Annotated in this window: 7 protein-coding genes and 1 other RNA gene; 5 read left to right on the top strand and 3 right to left on the bottom strand. The window is 41.8% G+C overall.

What is annotated here, in order from left to right; translation table 11 throughout:
- Position 1: 1 nt before the first annotated feature.
- Together AB5443_RS17625 and AB5443_RS17620 are read left to right on the top strand one after the other, a co-directional pair.
- Positions 2–1,384: a sugar porter family MFS transporter gene (locus AB5443_RS17625; RefSeq protein ID WP_277132433.1), complete on the top strand. Its 1,383-nt coding sequence runs from the start codon at positions 2–4 to the stop codon at positions 1,382–1,384.
- 157 nt (positions 1,385–1,541) lie between these two features.
- Positions 1,542–4,823, top strand: coding sequence for a DUF5107 domain-containing protein (locus tag AB5443_RS17620; RefSeq protein WP_277132431.1), 3,282 nt, complete (start codon positions 1,542–1,544; stop codon positions 4,821–4,823).
- Positions 4,824–4,995: 172 nt separating this feature from the next.
- Here AB5443_RS17620 and AB5443_RS17615 read toward each other — a convergent pair whose 3' ends face one another.
- Positions 4,996–6,147, bottom strand: coding sequence for a lactonase family protein (locus AB5443_RS17615; protein ID WP_277132429.1), 1,152 nt, complete (start codon positions 6,145–6,147; stop codon positions 4,996–4,998).
- 23 nt (positions 6,148–6,170) lie between these two features.
- Positions 6,171–9,011, bottom strand: coding sequence for a beta-glucosidase (locus tag AB5443_RS17610; protein ID WP_277132427.1), 2,841 nt, complete (start codon positions 9,009–9,011; stop codon positions 6,171–6,173).
- 154 nt (positions 9,012–9,165) lie between these two features.
- On the opposite strand from AB5443_RS17610, the gene ssrA reads away from it, so the two are divergent.
- Together ssrA and AB5443_RS17600 are read left to right on the top strand one after the other, a co-directional pair.
- Positions 9,166–9,562: a transfer-messenger RNA gene (gene ssrA / locus AB5443_RS17605) on the top strand.
- A gap of 113 nt (positions 9,563–9,675) precedes the next feature.
- A complete protein-coding gene (locus AB5443_RS17600) occupies positions 9,676–11,073 on the top strand; it encodes an alpha-L-fucosidase (protein WP_277132425.1) in 1,398 nt (465 codons plus the stop codon).
- Between the two features lie 5 nt (positions 11,074–11,078).
- Here AB5443_RS17600 and AB5443_RS17595 read toward each other — a convergent pair whose 3' ends face one another.
- A complete protein-coding gene (locus AB5443_RS17595; RefSeq protein ID WP_277132411.1) occupies positions 11,079–14,036 on the bottom strand; it encodes a two-component regulator propeller domain-containing protein in 2,958 nt (985 codons plus the stop codon).
- A 539-nt stretch (positions 14,037–14,575) separates the two neighbouring features.
- On the opposite strand from AB5443_RS17595, the gene AB5443_RS17590 reads away from it, so the two are divergent.
- The gene (locus tag AB5443_RS17590) at positions 14,576–17,776 is read left to right on the top strand and encodes a TonB-dependent receptor (RefSeq protein WP_366915943.1); all 3,201 of its coding nucleotides are present in this window, start codon (positions 14,576–14,578) and stop codon (positions 17,774–17,776) included.
- Positions 17,777–17,784: the final 8 nt, after the last annotated feature.

Raw genomic sequence — 17,784 nt, 5'->3', positions numbered from 1 at the left:
TATGAAAAGTTATAATAAAAAGTTTGTCTATTTTATATGTTTAGTCTCTGCGATGGGCGGACTTCTCTTCGGCTACGACTGGGTGGTGATAGGGGGAGCGAAGCCTTTCTACGAACTCTATTTCGATATTGCCGATGTACCCGCCATGCAGGGACTTGCCATGAGCGTGGCTTTGCTCGGTTGTTTGATTGGCGCTATGGTGTCAGGCATGATGGCAGACCGTTATGGACGTAAGCCTCTCCTGATAATTTCTGCTTTCATATTCTTGTCTTCAGCTTATGCTACCGGAGCGTTTTCCGTATTTAGTTGGTTTTTGGCAGCCCGTTTCATGGGCGGTATCGGAATCGGAATCGCTTCGGGACTTTCTCCCATGTATATTGCCGAAGTAGCTCCTACGTCAATTAGGGGAAAACTCGTTTCGCTGAATCAATTGACGATTGTACTCGGTATCCTGGGCGCTCAAATCACTAACTGGCTGATTGCAGAACCTATTCCTACAGAGTTTTCTCCTGTGGATATTTGTGCTTCATGGAACGGGCAGATGGGATGGCGATGGATGTTCTGGGCGGCTGCCTTTCCTGCGGCGATATTCTTGTTGTTGGCATGCTTCATCCCCGAAAGTCCCCGCTGGCTGGCGATGAAAGGAAAAGAAGAGAAAGCATGGAATGTGCTTAGTAAAATAGGCGGTGACGATTATGCCGAACAGGAACTTCGTCTGGTGGAAGAAACCGGTTCTTCGAAGTCGGAAGGAGGATTGCGGTTATTATTCAGTCGCCCGTTCCGCAAAGTACTTGTTCTTGGCATTATTGTGGCGGTGTTCCAGCAATGGTGCGGTACGAATGTTATCTTTAATTATGCGCAGGAGATATTCCAGTCTGCAGGATATTCGTTGGGAGATGTTCTCTTTAATATTGTAGTGACAGGTGTGGCGAATGTAATCTTTACTTTTGTGGCTATCTATACAGTTGAACGTTTGGGACGTCGCGTCTTGATGCTGTTGGGAGCCGGAGGGCTGTCAGGCATTTATCTCATTCTTGGCACTTGCTATTTCTTCGAAGTAAGCGGATTCTTTATGGTGGTACTCGTCGTTTTGGCTATCGCTTGCTATGCGATGTCTCTAGGGCCTATCACTTGGGTATTGCTTGCCGAAATCTTCCCTAACCGGGTGCGTGCCGTTGCGATGGCAACCTGTACGTTTGCTTTGTGGGTAGGTAGTTTCACGCTGACATATACTTTCCCGTTACTGAATGATTTATTGGGAAGCAGCGGTACATTCTGGATTTATGCAGCCATTTGTGCTGTCGGCTACCTGTTCTTCTTTCGTGCGTTGCCCGAAACGAAAGGCAAATCACTGGAAGCATTGGAAAAGGATTTAATCAAATAAAAAATAACAGGTTGGCAAATTAACAAGTAAGTAAATAGGTATTGGATACCATCATCAATCAGGCAGGGAGAATGTAAAATCTCCCTGTCCCTGACCCTCTTTATCTCTTGATTTCTTTGTCAATGAATAAAAAAACAAATTTATAATCAATAATACGATGGTAAAAGCATGGAAAGAAAAGGTGGTTATTCCTACATATGAAGTAGGCAAACCGGAGAAGAATCCAATTTTCTTGGAGAAGCGCGTGTATCAAGGCAGCAGCGGGGTAGTTTATCCTTATCCTGTGATTGAATCGATGTCCGATGAGAAAGTGGATAAGGAATACAATGCTATTTTTATCGAAAACGAATACATTAAGGTCATGATTCTGCCCGAACTGGGCGGACGTGTACAGATGGCATATGATAAAATCAGGGAACGTCATTTCATTTATTATAATCATGTGATAAAGCCGGCTTTGGTAGGGCTTGCCGGACCGTGGATTTCAGGCGGCATTGAGTTTAACTGGCCTCAACATCACCGTCCCAGCACCTACATGCCCGTAGATACGACTATTGAAGAGAATACCGACGGTAGTGTCACGGTATGGGTGAATGAAATGGAACGTATGTTCCATCAGAAAGGAATGGCAGGTTTTACGCTTCGTCCCGGTCATGCGTTTCTTGAAATCAAAGGGGTGCTTTACAACCGTACCGAAGTGCCGCAGACCTTCCTGTGGTGGGCAAACCCTGCCGTAGCGGTGAACGACTACTATCAGAGCGTATTCCCGCCCGATATCAATGCTGTTTTCGACCATGGAAAGCGTGCCGTATCCAGTTTCCCCATCGCAACGGGTACTTACTACAAGATGGATTATTCTGCCGGAGTGGATATCTCGAACTATAAGAATATCAAGGTTCCTACTTCCTATATGGCCGTCAACTCCCGTTTTAACTTCGAGGGTGGATATGAGAACGATACCCGTGCCGGCATGCTTCATGTAGCCAACCACCACATTTCTCCGGGCAAGAAACAGTGGACTTGGGGGAACGGTGATTTTGGCCGCGCATGGGACCGCAACCTGACAGACGAAGACGGGCCGTACATTGAACTGATGGCAGGCGTATATACCGAAAATCAACCGGACTTTACCTGGCTCCAACCTTACGAAGAAAAGAGCTTCGTTCAATATTTCCTGCCTTACCGGGAATTGGGAGTAGTGAAGAATGCCAGCAGGGATTTGTTGATGAATATTGAACCGGAAGGGGAGGACAGCGTTCGTTTCAAGATATTTGCTACTTCACGCCAGACGGTAAACGTCGTCTTGAAAGGTGAAGACGGGAAAATATATTATAGTAAGAAAGTGACTATCACCCCGGAAGAACTACTGGATGAAACAGTAAATGTGAAAGGTGAGAAACTCAACAAACTGATTCTTGAAATCACGGCAAACGGAAAGGAATTACTTTATTGGCATGCGGAACCGGAAGAAGTGAAGCCGATTCCCGACGCTGCTGAAGCAGCCCTGCTACCGGAAGAAATAAAGACTACCGAACAGCTTTATCTGACCGGCTTGCATTTGGAACAGTACAGACACGCCACATACAATCCCGTAGAATACTACGAAGAAGCATTGCGCCGTGACCCGATTGATGTGCGTAATAATAACGCGCTTGGTCTGTGGTATATCCGTAAAGGCCGTTTCCATAAAGCGGAGCAATACTTGCTTACAGCCGTAAAGACTTTACAGAAACGTAATCCGAATCCATACGATGGAGAACCGATTTATAATCTCGGTCTTGCCCTGAAATATCAGGGACGTTACAATGACGCTTACGACCGTTTTTATAAATCTTGTTGGAATGCCGCCTGGCAGGATGCGGGATACTTTGCCTGCGCGCAGATTTCTATCCTACAGAATCGTTTGGAGGATGCACTGGACGAAATAGACCGTTCGCTTATCCGCAACTGGCATAATCATAAAGCCCGTGCTCTGAAAACTGCTATTCTCCGCCGGATGGACAAAACCGAAGAAGCCCTGCAACTGATTGAAGATTCATTGGCTATTGATAAATTCAACTTTGGCTGTCGTTATGAGAAGTACCTGATTACGAACGTAGCCGATGAACTGGCTGTTATGAAAGAGATGATGCGTGGCGAACCTCACAACTATGATGAAATAGCTCTCGACTATTGTGCCGCAGGTTGTTGGCAGGAAGCTGCTTCCTTATGGAATATAGCCATTGCCGAAGGTATCGTTACTCCGATGACTTACTATTATCTGGGTTGGTGTCTGCACCAGGGAGGGCTGCCCGGAGTGAAACAAGCATTTGACGACGCAGTCAAGGCATGTCCCGATTACTGTTTCCCCAACCGGTTGGAAGCAATTCTTGCCTTGCAATGTGCCATGGAACAAAACCCGGACGATGCAAGAGCTCCTTACTATTTGGGCAATCTTTACTACGACAAGCGCCAGTACGACTTGGCTATGAAGGCATGGGAAACTTCCGCAAGACTGGACGATAGCTTCCCGACTGTATGGCGTAACCTGGCTCTGGTATTCTTCAATAAGAAAAATGAGGAAGCAAAAGCCATCGAGTGTATGGAACGAGCTTTTTGTCTTGACCCAACCGACGCACGTATCTTGATGGAACTCGACCAACTTTACAAACGTGTCCGTCGTTCACACAAAGAGCGTCTTGCTTTCCTACAACTATATCCTGATTTGATTAAGCAGCGTGATGACCTGATACTGGAAGAAATCACCTTGTTGAATCAGACAGGAGAGTACGAAAAGGCGAAATCGGTATTGGATGCACATAACTTCCACCCTTGGGAGGGTGGTGAAGGAAAAGTGCCTGCCCAATATCAACTGGCTCGTGTGGAATTGGCAAAGAAAGCATTAGCTGCCGGTGATAATAAAGAAGCAATATCATTATTGGAAGAATGCCTGGAATATCCGCATCATCTTGGTGAAGGCAAATTGTATAGTGCACAGGAAAACGATTTTTACTACTTTCTGGGTTGTGCCTACGAAGGATTGGGACAACAGGACAAGGCTGCGGAATGTTGGGAACAGGCAATCATTGGACCTACCGAACCGGCTGCCGCCATGTACTACAACGATGCAAAACCCGATAAAATATTCTATCAGGGTCTGGCATTATTGAAGCTCGGGCGTATGGATGAGGCTAACGGTCGCTTTCATAAATTGACCTCTTACGGCGAAAAACACTTGTTTGACAAGATTAAAATGGATTATTTTGCAGTATCTCTACCCGACTTGTTGATTTGGGAGGATGACTTGACGATAAGGAACGTAATTCACTGCAAATATATGATGGCATTAGGATATTGGGGACTGAACCAGAAGGAGAAATCCGTCCGGTTATTAAGTGAGATAGAAAGATTGGATATTAATCATCAGGGGATTCAGGCTTTCCGGAACCTGATAGGATAGGAACATTATTAGGGAAGTACAAATTCTCGAGTATTCTCACTACTATGAGAAAAAATACTCATAGTAGTGAGAACTTTTTCTCATTGCAATGAGAATTTTTTCCCATCGTGGTGAGAATAATCCCTTGTCTGAGTAGGCTGTGGCTAGCTTTTTTTCGTTAGTTATCCGTAAGTTACGGCACGAACTTTATGTACACAGGCTTGTCTACTTTAATATCCTTCTGTATATCGGTCAATAATCCCGTATCCGCATCCCTTTCATAAACCTGAATCGCATTACTATCCCTGCAAGCCACCAACAGATATTTTCCATTCGGTGTAATGATGAAGTTGCGCGGATGAACCCCTGTCAGTTGATAACCTGTTTTCGTTAACTTCCCGTTTTCGGAGTCGATACGGAAGATAGCGATACCGTCCGCCTTCAACCGGTTACTGGCATATAGAAACTTTCCGTCCGGGCTGATATGAATATCGCCGCTTCCTTTTGCTCCGACTGTGTCGGCGGCTATTGTCTGAATCTCTTTCAAGTTTCCATCCTTATATTCGAAAGCGATTACCGTGCCCGAAAGTTCGTTTATCAGATAAGCATAGTTGCCATTCGGGGCAAATGTCAGATGCCGGGGGCCTGAACCTGCTTTCACTTCAAAGGCGGCAGGAGAGCCTTCTTTGAGGAAGCTTTCTTTGTTCTCTGCATCCGCTTCCGGGTGAATGATAAACTTATGTATCTGGTCTGTCCCTAAATTATCGGCAAATAGGTATTTACCATCCGGCGTGATACGGACACAATGCAAGTGTGACTTTTCCTGCCGTTCTTTGTCAGCTCCCGAACCTTCGAATTTTATAATATCGGAAGCGGGCAGGAGTGTACCATCTTTTGCAATGGGAAAAACGGAGATACTCCCGCCACTATAATTGGCGGTTATCACATTCTTTCCATTCGTAATGATATAGCAAGGGTCTTCACCGCCGGTCTTCTGTGAGTTCAGTAATTTGAAAGTCCCTTTTTCTTTATCGAAGGCAAATGCGTTGGCGGCAGCCTGTTCATTATTGAACTCACTGACTGCATACACAAATTTTCCGTCGGCAGAAGGTACGAGATAAGAGGGATTTTCTACTTCTGCTTCACTGAGTGCAGTGGCTGTCCCGGTTTCTTCATCGAAACGGAAACTGTAAATTCCTTTACTGTCTCCTGCGGTATATGTACCTACGAGCATTGTTAACTCTTGATTCACTGGTTCGGAACTTTCCGTCCGGGCAGCTTTTTTTGATGTGCAACTGATAGTGGTCATACTGATTATACAGATAGTGGCGATAAATTTTATCATATGGGTTGTTTTTGTATTGATTATTACTTTTTTAATTGAGGTAGTTTTACCTCTGCTATCCCTACCCGGTCACTACCTAATACAATGCGTAAATCGCTGGCGGTAGTACCTTTGAAACGGAAGTCCAACAGTTTGTTGTACTCTTTCACAGTGCCGGAATATACAGTGAGGAATTGCCCGCCGCCACCGGATAGTTGTATCTCGAAGTCTGTCTCCAGTCCGTTCTCGCGGGAGAAGGCAATGGATACCCCGTCTATTTTGGCTCCGTTCTGCAAGGCAAAGGTAATGTAATCTCCTTTATTGCCTTTCCAGGACGTAGTTAAATTATTATCAATTACCTTATCGGCTGTTTCTGCGTTGGTGCTGGCGCTGACAGGACTACTGTCTTTGGTAGTGTTTGCAGCAGGTGTTTGCCCCCGTTCAACAACAGTCAGCGTTCCGTTCAGGCGAATATCCGTAGAAGAGGCTCCTGCCATCAGTGTGAAATCACCCGGTTCTACTACCCAATGCATATCTGCATTCAATAACTCCAGTGCCTTGCGGTCGACGGGGAAAGTGATTTCTTTTGTCTCGCCCGGTTTCAGATGTACCCGTTCAAATCCGGCGAGGTTCTTCTCATAAGTAGTGACGCTGCTCAGTACATCACGCACATACAGTTGCACTACTTCGTCTCCTGCCCGTTTTCCGGTATTGGTCACTTTACAAGAGACATAAGTCTTTTGGTTGGGAGTGATAATGGCCGGAGAGATTTTCAAGTCGGAATATTCGAAAGTGGTATAACTTAGCCCGTATCCGAAAGGATATAATGCACCGTTGGCGCGAGACATATTGCCGTCCGCTCCCGGATTTTTACCGCCGTCAATCTGGGAAGAGGGTTTGCAAGGGAAGTTGAAGGGTATTTGACCTACGGTTTTGGGGAAAGTTACAGTCAGTTTACCACCGGGATTATAATCTCCAAAGAGTATATCTGCTACTGCTATCCCACCTTTAGCCCCCGGATACCATGCTTCAAGAATAGCCGGGACAAACTTGTTCGCCCAATTGATAGATAAGGGACGTCCGTTGATAAGAACCAGCACGACAGGCTTGCCGGTAGCCACTACCGCTTTTAGTAAATCGAGTTGGCGGCCGGGTAAGTCGAGACTGCTGCGGGATTTGTTTTCCCCGCACGTGCGTTGTCCGCCACCTAACACTACGACAGCTACATCTGCCTGTTTTGCCTGACTGACAGCTTTATCTATTTCTTTTTGCTCTTCATCCGTCAGAGGATAGTCAATCAATTCGGATTCCGGCCAGTTGGCATCTACCAGGTCGCAGCCTTTCGTATAAAGTACATCCGCTTTGCCTTTCATCTTTTCCTGAATACCTTTTAGGACAGAAGTAACCTCTACTGCTAAAGGACCGTAATGAGTCAGCGCATACGAACGTTCATCCGCATTCGGCCCGCAGACTGCTATCTTTCGGATACTAGAAGCATCTAGTGGCAACACATTCTTATCATTTTTCAAGAGTACGATAGATTCACGGGAGGCTTGCAGAGCGACTTCCTCGTTTTCTTTCTTTTCTACTTCTTCATCCGCTCCTTTCAAATCAGTCTGATAAGGATTATCGAACAAGCCGACAAGGAACTTCACTCTCAGAATATCACGTACACGGTCATTGATGACTTCTTCGCTCAATCCGCCTTCTTTCACCAGCTCCCTCAACGGCAATACATACGAATCCGGCGAGCGGAACGTACAACGCACATTCAGTCCGGCTTCCACACTTTGGCGAACAGCTTCTTTCATATCTTTGGCAGTCCCGTGTTTGGTATAAAGATATTCTACGGCATCACTGTCCGAAACTACATACCCACGGAATCCCATTTCACCGCGCAAGCGGGTAGTCAGCCAGTAATAGCTGCTCTGAATCGGAAAGCCGTCATAGTCATTATAAGAACTCATCACACCAAGCAATCCCGCTTCACGGATAACTCTTTTGAAAGGATAGGCATGGAGCATCTCCACTTCGCGCGGTGACATCTGCGGGTCTACACGAGCCATTCCTTCGCGTGCTCCTTTGTTGTTGCTATAAGCGATAAAGTGTTTTCCGGTAGCTGCTACCTGGTGATTGTGCTGCATGCCTTTCACCATTTCTATTCCTAATTCCGCAACCAGATAAGGAGATTCCCCATATACTTCTTCATAGCGTCCCCACCGCTGGTCGCGTCCTACATCGAGTATCGGGGCATATACATTGGTATATCCCAGCATGCGGGCTTCACGTCCGGTAATCATTCCTACCTGGTGAATAAGTTGCCGGTTCCATGTATGTCCCAATCCCAGTTGGGTCGGAAAATTGGTAGCCTTATAACTCTCCACTCCGCGAATTCCCTCGTTGGTAAAGTCCGTAGGAATCCCGAGCCGTGTTTCTTCAACGAAGAAACGTTGTACTTCATTCAGCGCCCAGGCATGTTTGGAAGCCGGCCATACATATTCGTTGTCCGACGGTGGAAGCCCCCATTGTTGGAAGCCGTTCAGATGTTCGTCGATGGCACCGATGCCGTCTTTCCAGAGTAGGCTTTTCCATTCGGGAGTAGGCAAATCATCTTTCAACACCCGTTTATATCCGTATAGAGTCACCATCTGGCAGGTTTTCTCTTCCAATGTCATCCGGCTGAGCAAATCTTCTATACGTGCATCGATAGGTGCCGTCGGGTCTTCGTAGATATCTTTGACACCGTTCTTGTTGAAATCTATCCATCCTTTCTTGTACATTTCCGTACGGACGGGTTTATAAACATCAGGTATTCTAGTCGTTTTCTGTGCTGGGAGGAGTGCACAACTTCCTAGAAATAAGCTGGTAAGTAAAGGTTTCTTCATAATATTTTTTTGTGTTAAGAATAAATTTACCCCGTAAAGATAGTGCTTTGATATAATATTTGCTAACGTCTTTTCGTAATTTCGAAAACATTTCCTATCTTTGTACCCTTGGAAAGCGTTCTGGACAATCGCTATTCTGTACGAATGATAATTTGGGGTTGACTGGATTTGACAGCGGGCAGAAATGGTAGGTAAGCATGCAGTGGGTCGGTAATTTCCACTTAAATCTCAGTTATCAAAATTTTATCTGGCGAAACTAATTACGCTCTTGCTGCTTAATCGAATCATAGTAGATTAGCTTAATCCAGGCACAAGGTGCCAGGACGAGACATCACTCGGAAGCTGTTGCTCCGAAGCGTTCCGGTTCAGTGGTGCAGTCACATCGGGGATAGTCAAAGGCGGCCTCGCACTTTTGATGAAACTTTAGAGGATAAGGCAGGAATTGATGGCTTTGGTTCTGTTCCTACTCGAAAACTTAGGCAAAGATAAGCATGTAGAAAGCTTATGATTTCCTCGTTTGGACGAGGGTTCGATTCCCTCCAGCTCCACAATTATTAGAAATGGAGGATGTTTTAGAAAGACATCCTCTTCTTTTTTGTAGTCAATTCTCACAGATAAAACATAATTTGGCGGAGAAATTTAATTCTGAAAAACATTATGTAATATGAAAAACAAACTTATAACACTTGTCATTTTATTATTGGGGGTAGCAGGCGCAAAAAGTCAAAATACCTTCGTACATGAACGTTCGCATAATTATGAATGGCCTACAGACTCATTGGTATTGAAAAAGTTAGATCAATGGCAGGATCAGAAATTCGGGGTTATCTTCCATTGGGGGATGTATAGTGTACCCGGTATTGTCGAATCGTGGGCTCTCTGTTCCGAAGATGTGGATTGGATCAGCCGCTATGGACATACTAACTATCAAGAGTTTAAGAATTGGTATTGGAACGGACTGAGCCGGCAGTTCAATCCTGTCAATTTCAACCCGACACAATGGGCCGATGTCATGAAACAGGCAGGGATGAAATATATGGTGTTTACTACTAAACACCATGACGGTTTCTGTATGTTCGACAGTAAATATACCGGTTTTTCTATCGCACAGGGACCTTTTAAGGAAAATCCGAAATCCGATGTAGCCTGCCATGTGTTTGAGGCTTTTCGCAAGGCTGGTTTCATGACAGGTGCTTACTTTTCTAAACCCGATTGGCACAATCAAGATTATTGGTGGGATTATTTTGCGACTCCTAATAGAAATGTGAATTACAAAATCGAACGTCATCCCGAGAAATGGGAAGCTTTTAAGAACTTTACTTATAACCAGATTGAAGAGCTTATGAGCGGTTATGGACCGATAGATATCCTTTGGTTGGACGGCGGTTGGGTATCTGTCCGTAATAAGCAGGATATTGATATGCCACGGATAGCCAATATGGCACGAGAAAGGCAACCCGGCATACTGGTAGTAGACCGTACCATAAGTGGCCGGTATGAGAATTATCAGACTCCAGAACGGTCGATACCCGAAACTCAACTTCCTTTTCCGTGGGAGAGTTGTATCACCTTGACCACAGATTGGGGATGGGTAAAGAACGCCAAATACAAGACTCCCAATCAGATAATTTCCATGCTGATGGAGGTCGTTGCCAAAGGTGGAAGCTTGCTTCTCGGAGTAGGACCTACTGCGGACGGTATTATTGAACAACCAGCTGTAGAACGTCTTGCCGAGGTGGGGCGCTGGATGCAAAAGAATGGAGAAGCCATATACAATACGCGTATTACTTCCAATTATCATTCTAACAATGTGTGGTTTACTGCAAGTAAGAACGGGAAAACACTGTATGCACTTTATGCTCTGCCGGAAGGTGAAAAAATACCGGCAAGTATAGAATGGGAAGGGAATATCCCTACAAAAAATAGCCGGATTAAGTTGCTGGCTTCCGGTCAGAAGGTGAAATGGGCGATAAAGGATAATAAGGTCATCCTTACTGTTCCTGATAAATACGTAGGCGGTACGGAACCGCTCGCCTTTCGATTGGAAATCTCTGATAAATAGTGCGTTTATTCACAATTCACATATTTGGAAGCTGATACACCAAATTGGCTCTTGAAATGTTTCCTGAAGGTTTCATAATCATTATATCCTACCATTTCAGTAATCTCTAATATTGTATACTTGCGCATTGCCAATAAAGAAGCGGCTCTGTTCATACGAATCTTTCGTATTAATTCTGTAACGGTCAGTTGGAAATGCTCTTTTACTTTTCTGTATAATGTAGGTTGGCTCATACAAAGTGTATCAGCTAATATTTTTACGTTGAAGTTTTCATTTGCTATATTATCTTCTATCACATTGATCACTTTTCGCATGAATATGTATTGGCTGGATTGTTTGGATTCGTCGTTGATATTAGAATCTTGTAAAATAGCTAGTTCCGGATAATTGGAAAGAGGATGATTCTTTTCATTGGGCGAGTTATCAGTATTATTATTTTTGCTTTCCTGGTTATAATCTGTTTTTGTCTCTTGTGTGTCGTGTGATGATGGAGTTGCTTGTTGATGTTGTAGTTTGTAGATAGCAATGCCATGCTCTAATTCAGCAATTAGTTGGTCACGTTGATGTTTTCTTTTAATTGTGAATATTGAGTAATAAATACCTCCAATGATAACTAACACTACACAGATCCGAAACATCCAAGTTTGTGTCCAATGTGGTTGTATGTTGATTTTTAAGGAGGTTATATCTTCCTCCTTGACTGCTTTTTGGTTTTTTATCTGAAATGTATAGTTTCCCGGTAATAGGTTGGCATAAGAAATTTTCTCCTTACTATTACATTCTATCCATTCATTTTGATAAGGTATCAACCTGTATACATATTTTTGCTCAGTGGGATAAGGACTGTTGCTGAATGATAATGCAAAGTCTCTGTTTTTGTGTGATAAAGAAATGTAATCTGTATACTCGGCTGTTTTCGTTAATATCATTTGTCCATTGACGGTATTTCCTGGAATCAGCGGCTTGTTATTAACTTCAATACCTGTAATGATTATTGGGTTTTTAGTATTTGCCTTAAAGGTATTTATAGCCTGTTGGGGTGAGAAGAAAAGTAGGTGCTTGTTGCCTCCCCAACAAAGCATGTCTCCCCAAAAGGCCACAGAACGGCTGCTACCGGAAGCATAATAATTATAAAACTGGTTTATGGATTTGTCATAGCAACTGAACCCTGAATTAGTTCCAATCCATATGTAACCTTGTTTATCTTCCAATAGACAATTTATCCAATTACTTCCCAAACCGTCCATTGTGGTAAACACATGTTTTACAGCTGTTTCTCCATGAGGTATAATGCCTAATCCATTTTGATAACCTACATATACGGTTCCGTCTTTAGCAGTCAATACTGCTTGAGCCGTATATGTATGCTTGTCTGTCGGGAAAAATTGTATATTTTGCCGACTCTTGGTATAATTAAGTTTCAGCAATCCTAAACTGGTGGCTATCCATAAATTACCTTCGTTATCTTCATCTATATCAAGTACGCAATTGATAGCTTGTTTCAATGCTACTTCTTTTTTCTCTTTTTTATCACGATTGTACAAAAACAGTCCATTATCAGTTCCAATCCAGAAATTTTTCTTGGAATCTATGAATAGAACATTGATAGGTGCGTTGATTACATTATACTTTTGTATTTTCTTTTTTAATGGAGAGTGACAAATTAACATTCCATCCTTGTAGCCGAACCATAGATTCCCCTCCTTGTCTTTTATGCTACATAGTGCTGTCTTTCTATCTGTTTGGGGTAACTCACATAAATTCAAATTTTTCAGATTGTCAAATGGAGTACTGTAAAAAATGCCTTGTTCATAAGTGGATAAATAGAGCCTTGTATCGTCATCAACAATAATGCTTTCTACTTCATTATCTTCTTTGAAATTGTATTGTTTGATAAAATTCCATTTCCAATCGGAAACCAATACGCCTCCGCCATGTGTCCCAATCCATAAGAAACCATGAGGATCATAATAAGAAGATATCATGCGTGCTTCAAAGTCAAATGATTGCCAGGTTGGTTCTCTGGTACTTATTTCCGTAGTCCATCCTCCTGAAATATTATTATCGGCCAAAAGTATGGTGTATCCATACCATGTAGTAGCGAGGATAGAAGAACTCGAGATAGGGGTGATATTATAAACGTCGTTATGAGACAAATGGGTGGGAAGTATATTTTGTTGGTTGGCAATATGATTAAGATTATCCAATGAAGTGTCTATAATAAATATACCATGTAACATTGAAGAAATAAAGAGTTTTCCATTATGATATACCATTGTGGAAGCACCAAACTCATGTTTTGTGGTTAACAAACGTTTCTGTTTTAAAACGCGGCCAGTATTGATATCTAATAAAAGTAAGCGTGCACTGTTGGTTACCAAATAAACCTCTTTATGGTTATTAGTTATACAAAATTTCATAAATCGCTCTCCTTCTGCCATTTCGAACGGATAAACCTTTTCTAATTTTGATAAAGGATGACCATTGGGGTCTAATATTATTCTGAAACTGCTTAACGTTTGATTGTCACAAGCTAGAAGAGTAGAGTCATTAAGCAGAAGAAAATCTGTTATCTGATAATCCTTGTTTTTTACAAACGTTTGGAGCTTTCCCGTGTTCTCATCCTTACAATCCATGTACGTGAGCCAATCGTTAGTCTGTAAATATAATATATGGCGACTATCCTCTTCTATTTTTCTCACATTCATGCTGAAATATTGGTCTAGTGTGTAATTAGTAAAGCGATTGCCGTCATATTTGCTTAATCCGGTGCTTGTACCTAGCCACATAATTCCTTTTGCATCTTTATGAATGGATAAGACAGTGTTGTCTTTAAGCCCGTCTTGAATAGTTAATTGCTTGAAATTTATATGATTTGTATAAAACGGGGATATCGCTTTACTATTCAAATTTCCTAATAGTAATCCTAAAATGATTAATGCGTATATTTTTATTACTTTCATTTTCCACTTCAATTAATGTTTGTTTTCTAAAAGAAAAAAATAGTAACAAAAAGTGTTTCTTTTGTGATTATTATAATCACAACTATGTTTTTCGAGACTAAAATTACGAAATTTTATTTTATAATGAATGCTTTTTATTGAAAAAATAGTTTCAATAGGAAAATGAATGTAGGACAGAGTGTGAAGGAAATCATGACATAGGCATATTGAAGCTCTAAAAAATCAACTATTACTGTTGATATTGCTATTGATAGGGATAAAAAACTTTTGAATTATATTAATCCTATGTTCATTCTATCAATAAAAAGTAGAAGAGGGATCTGATTTTTTCTTGCTAAAAGTGGCTGTAGAGGTATTATTGATAGAAAAAAGGGGGGAGATTGATAAAATTACGTGTGGTGGACAATAGGGAGCTTTACTAATTTTGTGCCCAAGAACTTAATTCTAATAAAGCTATTAATAAAAAAATAATTGCCTATGAAAAACAAATCCAGCCCTTAAGCCATGCGGCTTTAATTCTAGTAATATAAAAAGTATTTATGATTAAAAAATTAAGACTAATGATGCAAAGTAATAATTATCACCATTATTGTCTATCTCGATTATTTAAGAAAGGGCTACTTATTGTATTTATGTCCTTATTCGCTTTGGAAATATCAGCTGATACAACGATAGACGAAAATAATTTTAATGTGTTGGAACAACAGCAGAGTCGTAAACTGAACGGTGTAATAACAGACGAGAATGGAGAGCCTTTAATTGGGGCTACAGTTTTACAAAAAAATACTTCAAATGCGACAGTCTCTGATGTAAACGGAAGATTTTCCGTCAATGTATCTGGTGCTTCCCCAGTGATTGAAATATCTTATGTGGGGTACTTGACTAGAACTATCAAAGTTGGAAATCGTACTTCGCTAACTATTAAGCTTCAAGAAGATAGTAAACTTATAGATGAAGTTGTTGTAGTAGGATATGGGAAAAGCTCTGTAAAAAGACTGACTAGTTCTATATCTAGTGTTAAAGGAGATGATTTGGTAAATATGCCTAATACTAATATAATTAGTTCTTTGGAAGGTAGAGCAACCGGAGTTTTCATTCAATCGGCAGGTGGTGAGCCTGGAGCGTTACCTAGTATTTCCATCCGTGGAGGTGGTGAGCCATTGTATGTAATTGATGGTATTCCTAGTACAAAACAAGAATTCTCAGTACTTTCACCAAGTGATATAGAGTCTTTTTCTATCCTGAAAGATGCTGCGGCAGCGGCTGTATACGGTGCACGTGCCGGTAATGGTATTGTAATGGTCACAACTAAAAAGGGTGCAAACGAAAAGATGACAATCAGCTACAATGGTTCTTATTCTTTGAGTTCTCCTACGCAGCCCATTGAATTCCTTGATAACTATGTGGTGGCCGAATTGTCAGACAGAGCCGCAGTCTATAACAACGGAATGCCTACTTTTATGAAAGTGGATGAGAAAGGGAATTTATATTGGCCGGAAGGTGTGTTGGATGCGCTGAAAAATGGCACTTTTAATGATGTGACAGGAAACACGGATTGGAATAGTCTGCTGTTTCATAAATATGCTCCTATGCAGTCACATAACCTGTCGTTGAATGGAGGAAGTAAAAATACTCATTACTTTATGTCTGCGCGTTATTACACCCTAGGGGGGATTTATAAAACGGACATTTCAAAGAATGATCGTTTAAATATGAGAATGCATGTGGATCACTATTTCGATCAAATCGGATTGCGACTTAATGGAGACGTTTCTTTCAGTCAGAACAAAACACAATACCCACCTAATGGCTTGTGGTCTATTTGGACACATGTAGCACGCTTGAATTCTTTAACTAGGTGTTTTAATAGTGCAGGTCACCCGACGGGAGGGCAAGAGAATCCATATGTGGAAATCGACCCCGATGCTGGATATAGGAAAAATGACACTCATTATACCAATATGAGTTTGTCAATGCAGTGGGATGTACCTAAAGTTTCTGGACTGAGTTTTGGAGCACTTATGAATTATAATCTGTATGATAGCTTTTACAAAGACTGGCGTGCTAACGTAGCGGGTGTTGGTCCTGTTTGGGAATGGAATGATCAGCCAACTAATCTTGGAAAAGCCCAATTGAAGGAAGATATGTATCGTTCCAATGAAGTGACTTTTGAAGCACGGGTAGATTATAACAGAACGTTCAAAGAGGCTCATACAATTGGAGCGACTGCTGTTTTCAATTCATGGAAGTATAATTATAATGAAATGAAAGCATCAAGAAAACAATATGAGACAAGCTTCATCGAACAGATTAATGGTGGACCGAGTTCTACGGCAGAAAATGAAGGTACTGCAAAAGAAAATGGCCGTATGGGATTGGTAGGTCGTTTAAAGTACGACTATAAGATGCGCTATATTGTAGAAGCCAACTTCCGTTATGATGGTTCTGACAAGTTCCCAAAAGGTCAGCGTTGGGGATTCTTCCCGTCAGTATCTGTCGGCTGGAATGTAGACAAGGAACCTTTCATGCAACCTTTGTTGAACAATAATTGGTTTAGCGCCTTGAAATTCCGTTTCTCATGGGGGAAAATCGGTTTGGATGATGTGGGTAATTTTAAGTATTTGTCAGTATATAATAAGGGAAATGATTTTTATGAAGGTGGTAAATGGAATTCGACTTTACGCGAAGGCGACTTGGTTAGCCAGGACTTGACGTGGTACAGTAGAAATACCATTAACCTTGCCGTTGATGCAGAGTTTTTTAAACAACGTTTATCTGCCAACTTTGAGTATTTCTATTATCGTACGACCAATTATTTAGCTAATCCAAAGGATTCTTATACTACACCGTTGGGTACTGCTATGCCTATGATTAAAACAAATTCCGCTCATCGTAGAGCCGGTTATGAGTTGAATCTGGCATGGAGAGACAAGATTGCCCGTGATTTCAAGTACAATGTTGGACTTAATTTATCATATTATAACGAACTATGGGAAAGGAAATATGATGAACAAGAATCTGATTTGAAGAATCCATATCGTCGTCTTACACATCAGAAGTCATATTTTGACTTGCTGTATGTTTCAAACGGACTTTATCAAAACATGGAACAAATCTTGGACAATCCACGGCCTCAGGCATCTACTTTATTACGACCGGGTGATATAGCTTATCAGGATATCAACGGTGACGGTGTGATAGATACCAATGACCGGATACGCCAAGGTGCTCCCCGATTCCCGCATTTAACTTATGGTATCACTTTAGGAGCGTCTTATAAAGGAGTTACACTTGACGTATTGTTGCAAGGTACAGGTGCCCGGAATATGATGTTAGAATCATTCAACCGGAGATTTAATACAAATCAGATTGGTTTGGCTGGTAGTGAAAAATTCTATTATCCAGGTAATACAGGCGAAATCCTCTATCCTCGTTTAACTAATAATCAACAAGATAATGGAGGAAACAATAATATGGAATCAACTTATTGGCTACTGGATGCTTCCTATCTTCGATTGAAGAATGTAAAATTGAGTTATGACCTGAAGTACAGCCTGCTAAAAAAACTGAACTTTATCTCTCAATTTGAATTCTATGTAAGTGGGAATAACTTGTTGACTTTCTCTCCGGTTAAAAAGTATCACATTGATCCAGAAGACGGTAGAGATGATGAGTCTATGGGACAAGTAGGTTATCCGGTACAGAAGATAATCCAGTTTGGAGTTAACCTAACATTTTAAATAAAAGG

This window comes from Bacteroides sp. RTP21281st1_H5_RTP21281_210402, assembly GCF_040918965.1.
Classification (GTDB): Bacteria; Bacteroidota; Bacteroidia; order Bacteroidales; family Bacteroidaceae; genus Bacteroides; species Bacteroides congonensis.
Note: the sequence above shows the minus strand (reverse complement) of the source record. Positions and strands in the feature narration are given on the sequence as shown.

What these genes read in the sequence shown, in the direction of transcription:
- AB5443_RS17620 (WP_277132431.1), top strand. Translation starts at nt 1,542, where the DNA reads ATGGTAAAAGCATGGAAAGAAAAGGTGGTTATTCCTACATATGAAGTA.
- AB5443_RS17610 (WP_277132427.1), bottom strand. Translation starts at nt 9,011, where the DNA reads ATGAAGAAACCTTTACTTACCAGCTTATTTCTAGGAAGTTGTGCACTC.
- AB5443_RS17625 (WP_277132433.1), top strand. Translation starts at nt 2, where the DNA reads ATGAAAAGTTATAATAAAAAGTTTGTCTATTTTATATGTTTAGTCTCT.
- AB5443_RS17615 (WP_277132429.1), bottom strand. Translation starts at nt 6,147, where the DNA reads ATGATAAAATTTATCGCCACTATCTGTATAATCAGTATGACCACTATC.
- AB5443_RS17590 (WP_366915943.1), top strand. Translation starts at nt 14,576, where the DNA reads ATGATTAAAAAATTAAGACTAATGATGCAAAGTAATAATTATCACCAT.
- AB5443_RS17600 (WP_277132425.1), top strand. Translation starts at nt 9,676, where the DNA reads ATGAAAAACAAACTTATAACACTTGTCATTTTATTATTGGGGGTAGCA.
- AB5443_RS17595 (WP_277132411.1), bottom strand. Translation starts at nt 14,036, where the DNA reads ATGAAAGTAATAAAAATATACGCATTAATCATTTTAGGATTACTATTA.